14 protein-coding genes are annotated in these 16,647 nt (G+C 37.1%); 12 read left to right on the top strand and 2 right to left on the bottom strand.

The genetic code is table 11. From position 1 onward, the window contains the following. Positions 1–220: 220 nt before the first annotated feature. The 3 genes from ACKVEV_RS09015 to recO all read left to right on the top strand — a co-directional run bounded on the left by ACKVEV_RS09015 (position 221) and on the right by recO (position 2,555). Positions 221–634, top strand: coding sequence for a cytidine deaminase (locus tag ACKVEV_RS09015; protein ID WP_409370054.1), 414 nt, complete (start codon positions 221–223; stop codon positions 632–634). Continuing rightward, a complete protein-coding gene (era, locus tag ACKVEV_RS09010) occupies positions 621–1,538 on the top strand; it encodes a GTPase Era (RefSeq protein WP_409370053.1) in 918 nt (305 codons plus the stop codon). Before ACKVEV_RS09015 ends, era begins: the two co-directional genes overlap by 14 nt. A 222-nt stretch (positions 1,539–1,760) precedes the next feature. Then, complete coding sequence (recO, locus tag ACKVEV_RS09005; RefSeq protein WP_409370052.1) at positions 1,761–2,555, top strand: DNA repair protein RecO; 795 nt, start codon at positions 1,761–1,763, stop codon at positions 2,553–2,555. 30 nt (positions 2,556–2,585) lie between these two features. Here recO and ACKVEV_RS09000 read toward each other — a convergent pair whose 3' ends face one another. After that, positions 2,586–4,013 (bottom strand): S-layer homology domain-containing protein, encoded by a 1,428-nt coding sequence (locus ACKVEV_RS09000; protein ID WP_409370051.1) that lies wholly within the window; start codon positions 4,011–4,013, stop codon positions 2,586–2,588. 761 nt (positions 4,014–4,774) lie between these two features. Here ACKVEV_RS09000 and ACKVEV_RS08995 point away from each other — a divergent pair. After that, positions 4,775–6,493, top strand: coding sequence for an HD-GYP domain-containing protein (locus tag ACKVEV_RS08995; RefSeq protein WP_409370050.1), 1,719 nt, complete (start codon positions 4,775–4,777; stop codon positions 6,491–6,493). Between the two features lie 133 nt (positions 6,494–6,626). Next, a complete protein-coding gene (locus tag ACKVEV_RS08990; RefSeq protein WP_409370049.1) occupies positions 6,627–7,388 on the top strand; it encodes a GNAT family N-acetyltransferase in 762 nt (253 codons plus the stop codon). Between the two features lie 243 nt (positions 7,389–7,631). Here ACKVEV_RS08990 and ACKVEV_RS08985 read toward each other — a convergent pair whose 3' ends face one another. Then, a complete protein-coding gene (locus ACKVEV_RS08985; protein ID WP_409370048.1) occupies positions 7,632–9,017 on the bottom strand; it encodes a glycine--tRNA ligase in 1,386 nt (461 codons plus the stop codon). A gap of 473 nt (positions 9,018–9,490) precedes the next feature. On the opposite strand from ACKVEV_RS08985, the gene ACKVEV_RS08980 reads away from it, so the two are divergent. The 7 genes from ACKVEV_RS08980 to ACKVEV_RS08950 all read left to right on the top strand — a co-directional run bounded on the left by ACKVEV_RS08980 (position 9,491) and on the right by ACKVEV_RS08950 (position 16,647). Next, positions 9,491–10,123, top strand: coding sequence for a helix-turn-helix transcriptional regulator (locus tag ACKVEV_RS08980; protein WP_024363022.1), 633 nt, complete (start codon positions 9,491–9,493; stop codon positions 10,121–10,123). Between the two features lie 18 nt (positions 10,124–10,141). Then, positions 10,142–10,948, top strand: a complete 807-nt coding sequence (locus ACKVEV_RS08975) for a pyruvate, water dikinase regulatory protein (RefSeq protein WP_409370047.1) — start codon at positions 10,142–10,144, stop codon at positions 10,946–10,948. 212 nt (positions 10,949–11,160) lie between these two features. Continuing rightward, positions 11,161–12,996, top strand: coding sequence for a DNA primase (gene dnaG, locus ACKVEV_RS08970; protein WP_409370046.1), 1,836 nt, complete (start codon positions 11,161–11,163; stop codon positions 12,994–12,996). 32 nt (positions 12,997–13,028) lie between these two features. Then, positions 13,029–14,156 carry an RNA polymerase sigma factor RpoD gene (gene rpoD / locus ACKVEV_RS08965; protein WP_172772072.1) on the top strand — a complete coding sequence of 376 codons (1,128 nt, stop codon included), beginning with the start codon at positions 13,029–13,031 and terminating at the stop codon, positions 14,154–14,156. Between the two features lie 234 nt (positions 14,157–14,390). Beyond that, a complete protein-coding gene (locus ACKVEV_RS08960; protein WP_409370045.1) occupies positions 14,391–14,954 on the top strand; it encodes a hypothetical protein in 564 nt (187 codons plus the stop codon). A 490-nt stretch (positions 14,955–15,444) separates the two neighbouring features. After that, entirely contained in the window at positions 15,445–15,795 is a 351-nt protein-coding gene (gene cccA / locus ACKVEV_RS08955) for a cytochrome c550 (RefSeq protein ID WP_409370044.1), read from the top strand. Between the two features lie 159 nt (positions 15,796–15,954). Then, the gene (locus tag ACKVEV_RS08950) at positions 15,955–16,647 is read left to right on the top strand and encodes a tRNA (adenine(22)-N(1))-methyltransferase (protein WP_409370043.1); all 693 of its coding nucleotides are present in this window, start codon (positions 15,955–15,957) and stop codon (positions 16,645–16,647) included.

The following is a 16,647-nucleotide window of genomic DNA, read 5'->3' as shown; positions in this document are numbered from 1 at the left end:
CACTTCAATCAGCGAGGATTTACTTGTCATTCATACTTGTAGGTTACACTCTGACTGAATCAAGTAATTCATCGAATGTCACAGATATTGCAGAGAAGCTTTTCGAGCTAGTGTGCAAAGATCTAGACAATATATTGATTGATATGAATAGTGAACAAGGCAGTTGAACGCCCGGTCAATCGGGCATGTTTGAATTTTATGAAGAGGAGAATTGGCATAGATGAAAATAGATATGCAAGCATTACTTGAAGAGTCAAAAAAAGCACGTGAAAAGGCGTACGTTCCTTATTCGAAATTTAAAGTGGGTGCGGCACTTTTAACAAAAAGCGGAGAAGTTATCCACGGCTGTAATATTGAAAATGCGGGCTATAGTATGACCAATTGTGCAGAGCGTACGGCGTTTTTTAAAGCAGTTTCAGAAGGTGTCTATGATTTTGAGGCAATTGCCATCGTAGCCGATACAAACGGACCTTGTGCGCCTTGTGGTGCTTGCCGTCAAGTGATGGTAGAATTTTGTGCACCATCTATGCCGGTCTATTTAACAAATTTAAAAGGTGATGTCACGGTAACGTCAGTTGGCGAGTTACTACCGTTTGCATTTACAACGGAGGATTTAGAGAATGCTGGAAAATAATACTGGCTATAAGTCAGGCTTTATCTCAATTATTGGACGACCAAATGTCGGGAAGTCAACATTTTTAAACAGGGTCATTGGTCAAAAAATTGCCATTATGAGCGATAAGCCACAAACAACACGAAACAAAGTACAAGGCGTACTAACAACAGATGATAGCCAAATGATTTTTATTGATACACCAGGTATCCATAAACCAAAACATAAATTAGGCGATTTCATGTTAAAAGTATCGAAAAATACATTGCGTGAAGTGGACGTTATTATGTTTATGGTGAACGCTGAGCAAAAGCTTGGCAAAGGCGACGAGTTTATTTTAGAAATGCTCGAAGGGAATCCAACACCTGTATTTTTAGTCATTAATAAAATCGACCAAATTCACCCAGATGAATTAATGGGTATTATTGAGAGCTATAAGGAACGTTACGACTTTGCAGAAATTGTGCCGATTTCAGCACTTCAAGGGAATAACGTTGAAAACTTACTGGCAACATTAACAAAATATTTACCTGAAGGTCCACAATATTATCCTGCCGATCAAGTAACAGACCACCCCGAGCGTTTTATTATTTCAGAATTAATTCGTGAGAAAGTATTACATTTAACGCGTGAGGAAATACCACATTCTATCGCTGTCGTGATTGATAAAATTCGTCGTGATGAAGAAAATGAGGGTAAAATCCGGGTAGCGGCAACAATTATAGTGGAACGTGATTCTCAAAAAGGTATCGTGATAGGGAAACGAGGAGCACTACTGAAAGAAGTAGGCATTCGCGCTCGTAAAGATATCGAAATGCTACTTGGCTCTAAAGTCTATTTAGAACTATGGGTAAAAGTGCAAAAAGATTGGCGCAATAAATCGACACATCTTCGTGATTTCGGTTTCCGCGATGACGAATATTAATAGATATTTTCATTCTATAGAAATTTAAACATTAGCAGAATCAAAGAATGACCCGTCGTCTGCTACAAATTTTTTCAAGTAGCATCGAAAAAATCTCCGACGCCGTGACGGCGAGTAGTCATTTCTTTCGATTCACAGTTAATAGTCAACACGGGGCTGTCCAAATATTATTTGGAGAGCTCTATTTTCTTGAAAAAATGGGCAGAAAAGGAGGGGAAATGAATGCTTTATAAATGGGAAGGCATTGTGTTAAAAGTTCGTGCGTATGGTGAATCGAATAAAATTGTCACATTACTAACGAGAGAAGCGGGTAAGGTAGCAACGATGGCACGAGGTGCAAAAAAGCCTTCAAGTAGATTATCTGCGGTAACACAGCCCTTTACATACGGCATGTTTATGGTGCAGCATCATACAGGGATGGGCACATTGCAACAAGGGGAGCACCTAAACTCAATGCGTCATATACGCGAAGATATTATCGCTACTGCCTATGCGAGCTATATTATGGAATTAGTCGAACGCGTTGTGGAAGAGGGCAAAGCGGAGCCTTTTGCTTTTGAAGTATTACTGCAAGCACTACAAGCGATAGAAGATGGCTATGATCCGGAAGCGATCACTCTTTTTGTAGAGTGGAAGATGCTTCCTTATACAGGCGTACAACCAATATTGCATGCTTGTGCTGCATGTGGAGCGGTCGATGGTGAATTTGCCTTTTCCTTTGCACAAGGCGGCTTTTTATGCCACCGCTGCTATCAGCACGACCCCTATATTATTCGCTTAACACCAACACAGCTAAAGCTAATTCGCATGTTCTATACTGTCCCAATCGACCAAATTGGTAAACTAGAATTGAAAAAAGAAACTAAATATTTTATTAAAAAAATTATTACAACGATTTATGAAGAACAAACCGGAATCCGTTTTAAAACAAAGAAATTTATAGAGCAATTAGAAAGAACACCAGAATTACAGTTAAGAGCTAATCCAGAGAAAACAGAAATGCCAGAGGACAACTAATGTTCGTCCGCTGGCATTTTCTATTAGCAATTAATTTTCATCCGTATCATCATATAAATCGTAATAAGTAGCCCACTTACCTGCAATTTTCATAAATTCAACATATAAATATGTTGTTTGTCCATTTTTGCCAGTTACGTGTAATACGGCATTGCCTTCAGCTAATGGCGTTACGTGTAATGTATTGCCTTCGATTACTGCTTTGACCGGCACTTGGTGTGTAGGGTCAGAGCTATCGTCTAAATTTTCTAATGCAACTTGCACAGGTTCAAATGATAAATAATCACTTGTAAATGTAAGTTGATCTGTAATTTCGTAAAGATCGATACTACGTACAAAATCATACATATAGACATCAGCTGCCATTTCTTGTTGTTGTGTACCTTTGGTAAACGTTAATAAGTATTGGCCATCTTTAAAGATCGATAAAGTTGCTGCATTATCTGTTGATTCAAATGCATAGTCAGCAGAAGATAATGCTTGTCCATCAGCTGTTTGAATACTCACTTCAGTTGGTGTAAATGGTAAATCTGTTTCGTTTAAGTTAAGTGGAAGATTTTCTGCATAATCAGCTTCATTCACTTCTTCAAGTGTTGTTTGTAATTTACCATCTACAGATTTGACATGAACTAAGAAAAAGATATCCGTAAACTCTTCCGTATCTTCGTTAAAACCAGTAATGACTAATTTACCAGTACCTTCTTTTAAAGGTTTAATAGTAACGGAATCAGTGATTTCCATTTCGTCATCCCAAGTGAAAATATCCTCTGCAGGTTCAATGCCACCATATGATGCAAAAATATAATCTTGGTTATAATGATTTGCAAAGATGGTTACGTTATTTTGAGTGTTTTCAGCACGCACAACAAAAGAGGCAAGTTGTGAACGTTTCACGTAGCTTTGGGGTCTGAAGGTAGTCGGCGTTGTGCCTTTTGTAATGTTATTAGCAAACAATGTTTGAATATATGGCTCGTATTCACTACCGGCTACTACATCAGTAAAAGGAATGTCGACATCATCTGTAATAGTTAAATCGAATCCTTTCACAATCATTTTAGATAGTTGTCCACGTGTAATTTGTTTTGTTGGATTAAAGTAACCATTAGAACCTCGGATAATACCTGCTTCTGCTAGTGCAGCGATGGCACCATAGTTTTCGCTAGTAGGCGAAATATCCTTAAAGTGAGGGTTTTTTACATGAACCGTATCAAGATGTAAAATACCTGCTAAAATTTTTGCAGCTTGTGTACGAGTAATAAAATTGGCTGGCTTGAACGTGCCATCAGGATAGCCAGAAATAATACCGCGCTCGGCTAAGTTAACAATTGCTTTTCCTTCCTCTGTAGATGGATTAATATCGGGGAATGAAGTTGCTGCATGGGCTGGGGGTGCGATGACAATCGCGCTCGTTGCGATTGTTGCGGCCATAACCATTTGATAAAAACGATGTGATTTCAAATTATTTCCTCCAAAGAATAGATATACATTTTATAGCTTGCTTTTTATTAGTAAAGATTCCTTCCTATGTACAGTTTCAAGCTTCCGGACGATTGATTGTGAATGGGTTGGTATTACTATGTATTGTTAAAAAAATGCATTTTAACATAAAAGATTAACTATAATAATATATTTATATCAAATTGTTGAAGGTGAGAATAGAGGGAATTTTATCCACTATAATATGGAAATTAGTTTAAACTAATAGGAAAAAGCAATTTTACTAGGAAAAAATGAGCAGAAGAATGTCTAATAAAGGAATAATCGATAAATTTTTTATTTTTTTTAGAAAGAAGTGATTATAGCGAAAATATAATTATTTCTTGTAAATATAGATGGCTTATTTAATGAAATTAAGTAAAAAGGCTTATTTTTTGCTGCATTTTCCATCTTAGCGAGGACTACGACGTGAATCTAAAGAATTATTACGGAATAAGTTTTTAATATATTCATAGTAGTAACTAATCATTCTATTTCAATGAACTAGTTGAAAAGGCATTTTAACCTATGATATTGTAAAGATACAGGAAAATATAAATAGCTATATTTGTATAAATATACAAAATAAATTGATTTTAACGTTCGTCATTGAAACCGTATTTATAATAGCCAAGCCTCTATTCAGCTAAACGTCAACATAGTACGTTATAAGATTAATGCAGTCCTATGAAAAAGGGAGGGAGGTCACATTATGCTGTAACTATGCGTGTGTGGCTGAAAAAATGCTAAAAAAAGTGACATTAAGTATTGAAGAAGTAGAAGCCAATGATATAGTAGCCGAAGATATTTTTTTCGAATATCGCTTATTAGCTAAAAAAGATTTAGTTTTAACCGAAAGAATTATCGCATTACTTAAATTGAGAAAAGTAGAGGAATTATCAGTTTATATACCATCAGATTCAGTAAGAATTGTCCATGATTTAAGTATGCTGCGCGCACAGGAATTTGAAGATGTGTTTGCGCCGCTTTTGGAGCAACAAAAAGAAGTAGATGAATATAAAGAAGCAATTAACAATCTGTTTATGACAACGTTAGAAAATGTAGTCCATGAATTACGCTATGGTCAAATTTTAAAGAGCATGCAGGATACGGCATATGTCAAAGGCGTGTTTCACCGAATTTTAGAGGAGAAGCATCGCTATGATTTGCTCATCCAGTTAAGAGATTGGGATGAATACTCTTTTGTCCATTCGTTTGATGTGTTTGTGCTTGGGACAATTTTTGCACGGCAGTTAGGTTTAACAAATATAGAGATGCTAGCACGTGGTTATTTATTTCACGATATCGGTAAATTATATATACCACAGGAAATATTAAGCTTAAAAAGAAAGCTGTCTGAAGAAGAATTTGAAATTGTTAAAACGCATACGACAAAGGGCTTTGAGCTCCTTCGGGAAAATGGAGAAGCAGATATTGCCTATTTAGCGCGTGATCACCATGAACGTTTTGCAGGCAAAGGATATCCGAATAAACTTTGTGCAGATGATATGAGTGATGGCGTGCAGCTTTTACAAATTATTGATGTCTATTCGGCAATGACTTCAAAGCGGGTCTATCATTCTGGGTATAATGCAACGGATGCTTTAGCTGTTTTATATCGTGATCGGCATTTATATAACGAACAGTTTATGCATAAATTTGTTGAATGTCTTGGGATTTATCCTGTCAATTCCATTGTATTATTATCTGATAATCGTAGTGCACAAGTAGAGCTAGTTTATGATTTATTTCCAACGTTACCGAAAGTAAAATTACTAGATGAACAAACGTCAATGAATTTACCGCTAAATTATAGTGTAAAGATTGTCAAAATGATTGATTATCGTGCAAATAGCTTTGAAGAAATATTTAATTTATTTATCGAACAGTTAATACGGAATGATGAACAAACATTAAAAATACATTTTAATCGATTAATTGACCATTTACATCCGAAAGAAATTGTTTTAAAAATATTTCTACCGGCTTATCGTATTTTACGGCTACTCACACGAGAAATTCAAACAGATATGAAGAAATATAAAAATTCCATCCATATTTTAAAGCAACTTTTAGAAGAGCAATTAAATGTGCTATACATGGATTATCAGCATGAGCAAACCACTATTTTAGTGGTGGAAACCTCTATGCGTGAGAATTTTTTCATCAAACTTGTTCAGAGTATTTTGTATATTGATAAGATTGTGCCGTGCTTTATCAATCCTGGCAATGAGCATCATATTACGCAGTTGATGGAGCATTGTGGGGTCAATGTAGCTTATTTTATTGTGGAAGATTTAACGACAGAAAAACGAGTTCGCCCAAAACGTGAAGGCACATTTCTTTATTACTCTTTAAGTGACATTGAAGAATTGTTAGTAAATTTAGTTGGTCAGAATATGAAAAAGTTTTTATTTGAAGAAAAAATGCAGGACCGTTTGTTTGTATCATTAAAGGCATAGCGCAATCATTTATCACGCAACCAAATCAAAACTTGATTTGGTTTTTTATTTTTGCCTACCTATAAAAGAGGAATTAATGGTTAATTATTGAAATGAAATAATAGACATAAAATTAGGTGGAGGGGAAGTAAACGTGGAAACTGCTAGTTTGATTGAATTGGATGAACACAATATTTCCGATAGCGGGTGTTTTTGTCAACGCAGTAATGCGAATGCCCCAGGATACATAAATAAAAATAAATGGCTACTTGAAAGATTTCACGAAGGTTTAAAATATGTGAAAATAATGCATGGCAATAAACAAGCAGGATTTATTGAATATATACCAATCGAATATTCTTCCAGAGTTGTTTACGGAGAAAACTATATGGTCATTCATTGTTTGTGGGTCAGTATGACGGGAAAAGGCTATGCCTCTCAATTGATTAATAGCTGTCTACAAGATGCGAAGGAACAAAAGAAGGCTGGGGTAATTGTTATTACAAACCCAGATACCTCTTGGACCCCGAGTAAGCATATTTTTTTGAAGCACCATTTTAAAGAAATTGCCCTTGCACCATATGGATTTGAATTGCTAGTTTGTAAATTTGAAAATGCCCCTGATCCTTTCTTTCCAACTGATTGGGATGAGCGACTATCAGCCTTTCAAGAGTTAACAATATTTCGTACACCACAATGTCCATTTTTAGATATTGCCACCGACAATGTTGTAGAAGGTGCAAAAACATTGGGTATTCATGCAAAGATGATAGATTTGCAAAATAGAGCCCAATTGTTAAAGCTTTCTCCAACTCCTTACGGTGTTTATGGAGTCGTTTATAAAGGTCAATTATTAGCCTTCCATAGACTGACCGTCCATTCTGCGATAAAGCGTTTAAAAGCGTTCACAGTCTAGCCAGTGATTAGCGGGCATTTTCTGTCGGTTAGCCATTGAAGGTGCCAGGCACTCATACAATTTCTTTGCTAGCCATGTATTTTATGGCATGCCAAGTAAAAAATTCGCGTAGTATCCTGCGCGGTAAGCAACTGTCCTAATAGAAAACAACGTTTACAGCAAAAAAGTGTTAGCTTGACTTTGGTCAAGCTAACACTTTTTCTCTTTTGTCATAGCTGTATAGCTTATGGCAAATTTATTGAATTAAAATTGAAGATGCTTTTCAATATACGCTTTAACATCCGCGATCGGCATACGAACTTGTTCCATTGAATCACGGTGACGAACAGTTACTTGACCATCTTCTTTTGAATCGAAATCGTATGTGATACAGAATGGTGTACCGATTTCATCTTGACGACGGTAGCGTTTACCGATTGATTGAGATTCATCAAAATCAACTGGGAATGATTTGCGTAGCGCTGACCATACATCTGTAGCCTCATCTGATAACTTTTTAGAAAGTGGAAGAACGGCTGCTTTAAATGGTGCTAAAGCAGGGTGGAAACGTAATACTGTACGTTTGTCATCACCTTCTAGCTCCTCTTCATCATAGGCATCACATAAAAATGCTAATGTCACACGGTCAGCACCTAAAGATGGCTCGATACAATATGGCACATAGCGCTCATTTGTGACAGGATCAATATAAGTGAAATCTTCACCTGAATGCTCCATATGTTGTTTTAAGTCGTAGTCTGTACGATCAGCTACACCCCAAAGTTCGCCCCAACCGAATGGGAATTTAAATTCAATATCCGTAGTGGCATTAGAATAATGCGATAATTCGTCTTCCTCATGGTCACGTAGTCGCATTGAATCTTCTTTCATACCTAAGTTCAGTAACCAATTTTTGCAGAATTCTTTCCAATATGCATGCCATTCAAGATCTTCACCTGGCTTACAGAAGAATTCAAGCTCCATTTGTTCAAATTCACGTGTACGGAATGTGAAGTTACCTGGTGTAATTTCGTTTCGGAAAGACTTACCGATTTGGGCAATACCAAATGGTGTACGTTTACGCATAGAGCGTTGGACGTTTTTAAAGTTGACGAAAATACCTTGTGCTGTTTCTGGACGAAGGTAAATTTCGTTTGTTGAAGATTCTGTTACACCTTGGAACGTTTTAAACATTAAATTGAATTGACGAATATCAGTGAAATCTGCTTTGCCACAATCAGGGCAAACGACATCGTATTTCACCATTGTTTCTTTCATTTGCTCAAATGTCATACCGTCGACAATGATTTCATCACCTTTTGCTAGTGCTGCATCTTCGATAATTTTATCTGCACGGTGACGGGCTTTACAAGCTTTACAGTCCACCATTGGGTCGTTGAAGTTACCAACGTGACCAGATGCTACCCACGCTTTAGGGTTCATAAGAATTGCCGCATCAATACCCACATTATGTTCTGATTCTTGAACAAATTTTTGCCACCAAGCTTTTTTAACGTTATTTTTTAACTCCACACCAAGTGGACCATAATCCCACGTGTTTGCTAAGCCTCCGTAGATTTCAGAACCAGGGAAGACAAAGCCTCGATGCTTTGCTAAAGATACAATTGTTTCCATTGATTTGTTAGCCATAAAAATAGCCTCCTTTGTAATTTTCCTTGCATAGTAATGAAAAGTAAGTGTTGATATGACGAGTTGAATACGAAACAAATCGTCATAAGCAGATGTTGCAGTTTTTTAATTTAGCCTGAGCTAAATTAAAAATAGCACCCGTCTCCGGGCACAAATAATGCCCAGGGACGAGTGCTAATACCCGCGGTTCCACCCTGATTGTTTTAAACGAATGTTTAAAACCTCTTTTCAAAAGTTAGCTCAAGGAGTGCCTTTTCTCTGCTACTATGTAGACTTTCACCATCTTCTACTCGCTAAAAAATTGAACAGATACTTTTTTCCTATCATCGCCTGTATAACGCAAGATTGCTCGAAAATACATTTAGAGCAAGCGTATGTGTCAATATTGTAGCATGTCATTCTTTTCTTCGCAATAACCATTAAAATAGTATATAATAATTGAGCATAAGTATAACACTATTAGATTTGAGGCGGTGAGTCCAATCGAACTCAACAAACGTCAGGAAGACATTTTACAAATTGTGAAAGAGAACGGCCCGATTACAGGGGAGCATATTGCAGAACGTCTCAATCTGACTAGAGCGACTTTAAGACCAGATTTAGCAATATTGACAATGGCTGGCTTTTTAGATGCTAGACCACGTGTTGGTTATTTCTATTCTGGGAAAAAAACTTCCGTAACATTAACGGATAGCATTAATAATTTAAAAGTAAAAGATTTTCACTCTGGACCTGTTGTGGTACCTGAAACAATGACGGTATATGATGCCATTTGTTTCATGTTTTCAGAGGATGTCGGAACCTTATTTGTTGTCGATAAGAACGAATTTTTGACAGGGGTTCTGTCTCGTAAAGATTTACTGCGTACAAGTATTGGCACGCAGGATTTAAATAAAATTCCTGTACATATTATTATGACACGCATGCCAAATATCTCGTACTGTGAACGATCAGATTCGTTAGTTGTTGCTGCAAATAAGCTAATAGAACGAGAAGTAGATTCCTTACCGGTAATCGAACCTCAAGAGGGTGGGTTAACGATTGTAGGTCGTTTAACAAAAACGACGATTACACGTGCCTTTCTATCGCTTGCGCAAAATGTCTAAAAGTTGAAGGGGAACAGCATGAAAAGACTACGTGTTTTTGTTGTATCTGATTCAGTTGGCGAAACTGGTGATCAAGTAGCCAAAGCGGTTATAAGCCAGTTCCGTCCAGGCTTGGAAAATACGATCATTCGGCGCTTTCCACATATTCAAACAGAAGAACTTATTCAAAAAATTATCAGTCTTGCTGCCAAACAAAAGGCATTTATTGTTTATACACTTGTTCGTCAAGACATGCGCGCATTAGTACATGACCTATGCGAAAAAGAAAAAGTTCATGCAGTTGATATATTAGGGCCAGCATTGAAGACGATGGCAACTTTTATGGAAGAAATACCACTAGAGACACCAGGCATAGTGCACCAACTCGATGATGATTACTTTAAAAAAATAGAGGCGATCGAATTTGCAGTAAAATACGATGATGGTAGAGATCCACGAGGTCTGTTACAAGCGGATATTGTCCTTGTAGGTGTATCGCGTACATCTAAAACGCCTCTCTCACAGTATTTAGCACATAAACGATATAAAGTGGCAAATGTCCCATTAGTTCCAGAAGTAGAGCCACCCGAAGAATTATTAAAAATCGATTCAAAAAAATGTTTTGGCTTAGTCATTTCACCTGATAAATTAAACTCGATACGAAAAGAAAGATTAATGACTTTAGGATTAAATGACGACGCCATTTATGCGCAACATGCGCGGATTTTAGAGGAGATACAACATTTTGAAAAAGTTGTAGAAAAAATCGGTTGCAAAGTAATTGATGTGACAAATAAAGCTGTTGAAGAAACAGCCAATGTCATTATTGAGTATTTGGCTAGGTAAATAAGTACCCAAATTTAGTAAACCACCTCGGGTTATTAGAGGCGGTTTTTTTGAGTCGCTTTTGAAAATAGTATAGATAAATACTAAAATTTGTTTTATAATAATAAAATTGTGGTAAAAATATTTATAAAGAGAAAAATCCTATTTTTTTGTCGAGAAATAAAGGATTTTTAAAACGGATATCGAATTGTGTTCTAGAACGTAAAATAAAGATGGTGATGAATTTGGCAGGGAAAATACCAGAAGAAGTGATTGAGCAGATTCGTACACAATCAGATATTGTGGATGTCATCAGCGAATACATGCAGCTGACAAAGCGTGGGCGCAATTGGTTTGGTCTCTGTCCTTTTCATGGAGAACAAACGCCATCTTTTTCTGTGTCAACAGATAAACAGATTTTTCACTGCTTTGGTTGTGGAGCAGGTGGTAATGCTATTACTTTCGTCATGGATATCGAAGGGATATCTTTCCCAGACGCCGTTGTAAAACTTGGAGAACGCGTTGGTGTACATCTAGATGTAGGTCCGAGTTTACCGGAGGCTACAACAAAGGTCTCGAAAGCGGAAGAAAGGATGAAAGAAGCGCATGCATTTGCAGCAGATTTTTTTCATCATTTACTGCTGAACACAGAAGACGGGGAAGAGCCTTTAAATTATTTGCTAGAAAGAGGATTTACGAGGGAACTTATCGAATCTAATAGCATTGGATGGTCTCTCCCAAGCTTTGATGCATTAACGATATTGCTTGAAAGAAAAGGTTATAACTTACAAGAAATCGCGGATAGTGGTCTAGTGATCAAACGTGAAGGGGAAGAACGCTATTTTGATCGTTTTCGAGGGCGTATTATGTTTCCGATTCGTGATGAGAACGGTAAAATTATTGCTTTCTCAGGACGAATCTTGTCATCGACTGGCGAAGAGGCAAAATATTTAAATAGTCCAGAATCACCAATTTTTCAAAAGAGTGAAGTGCTATATAACCTAGACAAGGCACGAACCTCTATCAGAAAAAATCGTCAAGTAGTGTTGATGGAAGGTTTTATGGATGTTTTGGCTGCAACTTCAGTTGGCGTAACAAATGCCGTTGCAACAATGGGAACCTCGCTGACGAATCAGCATATCACAAAGCTAAAACGCTTAGTAGAGCAAGTTACGATTTGCTATGACGGTGATAATGCTGGGTTTGATGCGGCGAAAAGAGCGGCACAGTTACTACAAGCGGAGCGCATGAAAGTGAATATTGCGGTGATACCAGATAAACAAGATCCTGATGAGTATATTCAAAGTCTAGGTGGACAGGCTTTTAAGGAACAGATTTTGGAAAAACCACATACGTATATTGCTTTTATGATGATGCATGCTAGACGAAATAAGAATTTTCAGTTTGAAAATGATACGCTTCAATATATTCAAGAAGTGCTCGAACAATTAGTAGGTAGTTCCTCACCGATTGAGCGAGATTTGTATATCCGACAGCTATCGAATGAAACAACGATTTCAGAAGAAGCAATTTATGCCCAATTCCGTAAACTAGAGGCAAATCAAGTACGTTCTGCGAAAGTGGAGATGCCAACCCCACCTTCGATTTCGATGCCAGTCACGCAGCAACAAAAGCCTATGGACGCAGCTGAACGTGCCGAACGTTTATTACTGGCCCATATGCTTCATAATATAGATGTAGTGGACAGGGTATTACGTAGTGAGCAAAAAGAGCCTTTTGTACGAGATGCTTATATGGCTGTTTTTGTTCGATTGGTAGGATTTTATGAAGAATATGGACATCCAGATTATCAGCGTTTTGTAGAAATTCTAGATGACGCTGAGTTACGCAAAATTGTGATGGAAGCTGCTTTAGTAGAACGTGACCCTGACCAAGCTGAGTCAGAAGTTACCGATTCTATCCGACAGCTTCAAAAATATAGAATTGAACAAGAAATACATCAAAAGATGCATGAGTCAAAGGAAGCGGAGAAGATGCACGAGTATGCACGTGCTCTTGAAATCGCCCAACAGATTATTCATTTAAGAAAATCGTTATCGGCGATTTAACCCGATTCGGTTGTTTAGAAGGAGGAAGGTTTATGGCGGACAAGTCTGAACGTTCAAAAGAGGTAGAAGTAGAAATTACATTAGATGAAGCAAAAAAATTACTACAAGAAAAGGCGAAAACAGAAGGTGAAATTTCGATGAAGGAAATTTCAGAGAAATTATTGCCTTATGAATTGGAAAATGAAGAAGTTTTCCATTTCGCTGAAGATCTTGAAAAAAATAAAGACATTCAAATTATCGGCAAAGAAGAATTTGAAGAAGAAAGCTTAATGAAAGAAGAAGCAAATGAAGAAACGTTCGATTTAAATGATTTAAGCGTACCACCAGGCGTAAAAATTAATGACCCTGTACGCATGTATTTAAAAGAAATTGGCCGTGTAGACTTACTTTCTGCAGAGCAAGAGATTGCTTTAGCGGAGCGCATCGAACAAGGTGATGAAGAAGCGCGTAAACGTTTAGCAGAAGCCAATTTACGTCTTGTAGTATCGATTGCAAAACGCTATGTTGGTCGTGGAATGTTATTCCTTGATTTAATTCAAGAAGGGAATATGGGTCTGATCAAGGCAGTGGAAAAATTCGACTACCGCAAAGGCTTTAAATTCTCAACTTATGCTACATGGTGGATTCGTCAAGCAATCACACGTGCCATTGCCGACCAAGCACGTACCATTCGTATCCCAGTGCACATGGTAGAAACAATTAATAAATTAATTCGTGTGCAACGTCAATTGCTACAAGATTTGGGTCGTGAGCCATCTCCTGAAGAAATCGGCGAGGAAATGGATTTAACACCTGAAAAAGTACGTGAAATTTTAAAAATTGCGCAAGAACCTGTATCTCTTGAAACGCCAATCGGTGAAGAAGACGATTCACACTTAGGGGACTTCATTGAGGACTCAGAGGCTCAATCTCCTTCTGATCATGCAGCCTATGAATTGTTAAAAGAACAGTTAGAAGACGTATTAGATACATTAACAGACCGTGAAGAAAATGTACTACGCTTACGTTTCGGTTTAGATGATGGTCGTACACGTACATTAGAAGAAGTAGGTAAAGTTTTTGGTGTAACACGTGAACGTATTCGTCAAATCGAAGCAAAAGCACTTCGTAAATTGCGCCACCCTTCACGCAGTAAACGTTTAAAAGATTTCTTAGAATAATAAAAGAAATGAGCACAAGCCCCGTCCATTTATTTGGCGGGGTTATTTCTTTGTAACGGAAATTCCGCTTCACTTTCACTATGTGTGCAAGCTAATATACCATCATGTTGCAAAAATAAATAATTTGAAAGGTTTAAAAGTTGGGATTTTGCGACTTTTTACAGATGTCCTTTCCTTAGTTGTGAGATAAAATTGTATTACAACCATTATTAAGCAATGTTTGGAGAATATACGATGACAAATCCACGGAAAAAAATTATCTTAAATGAGATATTGTTTTGGAAGCAAAACAAGCTGTTGCCAGAACACTACTGTGACTTTTTAGCGACTTTATATGCAGAAGGAAATGATATAGAGGAACTAGAGTCAGCAACTCATAAGCAGGCAGTATTGCCTTTAGAAAAAAGAAAAATGATGCTCTTCATTGTGGGATTATGTTTGGGTATAAGCGTGCTATTGTATTTTTATTTTATAGTCACTTCTTGGGTGCTATTGTTAACGGGCATAGTGGCAGTCGCTGCCATTACATTATTCATAATGGCTTTCCGAGTTGCGAGCAAAAATAACTTATTAGCGCCTATTTTGCATATTATGGCTGCTATTTTGTTATTTAGTTTATCGATTCGCCTGTATACTACATATTTTAATGGCAATAATATGGCGTTATTCGCCTTTATCGCTGCAAATTGTTGTGTTTGGCTAGTATCCGGTATAAAAATGAAACTACTTTATTTCACGATATCCGGTGTTTTAGGCTTGCTGGCACTAATTAGTTATTATTTGTATAATTTTATGTAAATCAAAATAGCCTCCTAGTACCAATTCGTGTGCATAGGAGGCTATTTTATTTTTCTAATATAGCAGTATGACTTTTTTAGAAAAGTATATTTTGTAGAAAACATGTGAAAAATCGCAGTAAAATACTATATTAAAATAATAGTATGACTTATTTAAGCAATTGTTATGACTATAATAGAGCATAAAAGTTCAAGTGAAAATGTAAGCAAACCATTTTTATTGTTTTTACGTATATGAATGGTCATAAAGTGGCAAAATAGTTGCAAGAAGCTTAATGATTTAAGTTTGGAAATGGTTATCCGTAAGTCCATATATTGGTTTTAACAAGTCTTGATTTATCCAATTTCTTCAGAAATGTCGAAAATGTTACAAACAAAGGAAAACTTAGCGAATGGGGCTTTTCGTTTCCTGATTAATGCAGTACAATATTAGATGTTGACTGATTCTATATTATAATAGAAGTAGATTTATTAATGAGGAGGGGAAACTTATGAAAAACAATCCAGTCGTTCCTTACATCTTGATTCTGGCATTTGGTATTGGTCTTATTTTCTTCATGTCTTTACAAGGCGCAGATAACAAGAAAGAAATTGCTGCTGAACACGAGGGTGGCGGCGCAACAACAGAAGCTAATGATGATGGTTCTGCATTAGTACAAACTTGTATCGGTTGTCACGGTGGTGACTTAACGGGTGGCGTTGGTCCAAACTTACACGGTTTAGATGAAGCGCATATCGTAGATGTGTTAACAAACGGTATTCCAGGCACACCTATGACACCAGGAATGAAAAATGAAGCGGAAGCAAAAGCAATCGCTGAGTACATTTCTTCTTTAGAATAGTTTTGAAAAGTAGCTGTACTAAAAGTGTTAATACGCTTTTAGTACAGCTTCTGTTATGATAATGGAGTTGCTCAAAATATGAGACAACTCCATTTGTTTTTTTGCGCAACATCATCCATACTAGAATGGACTCTATATATATAAGGTAGGCGGTTTAAAATGAACGCACAAAAATTATCAAAAAGATTAGAAACAGTAGCAAAATTCGTCCCAACAGGTGCAGTTGTAGCGGATATTGGTAGTGATCACGCTTATTTACCATGCTATTTAATTCACAAAGGGATTGCGACTAGCGCGGTAGCAGGAGAAGTTGTCAAAGGTCCTTTCGAATCAGCTGTAGGACAAGTGAAAAAAGAAGGTTTAACAGACAAAATTACCGTAAGATTAGCAGACGGTTTAGCTGCAGTAGAAGCGACAGATCATGTCGATACAGTGACGATTGCAGGTATGGGTGGCCCACTGATTGTGTCGATATTAGAGAAGCATCCACAAAGCTTACAAGGTGTCACACGTCTTATTTTACAGCCAAATATTCATGCAAAAGTCATTCGTGAATGGGCTTTAGCCAATAATTGGGCAATTCTTGATGAAGATATTTTAGAGGAAGATGACAAGATTTACGAAATTCTTGTTTTACAACGAGGGCCGATGGAGCTTACAACGTCTGATATTTTATTTGGCCCTAAGTTATTGCTACGTCAATCTCCAACATTTTTGAAGAAGTGGCAGCGTGAAAAAGAAAACTGGCAACGCGTGTTACAATCAATTGAAGGGGCGGAGCCAACACCTGAAATTGAGGAAAAAAGAGCTGAATTACAAGCGCTCATTCTTTTAGTGGAAGGAGTTTTATAG

The sequence above is a fragment of the Lysinibacillus sp. 38-6 genome, from assembly GCF_046245175.1.
Taxonomy (GTDB): Bacteria; Bacillota; Bacilli; order Bacillales_A; family Planococcaceae; genus Lysinibacillus.
This window is presented reverse-complemented; position numbering and strand designations above follow the sequence as displayed.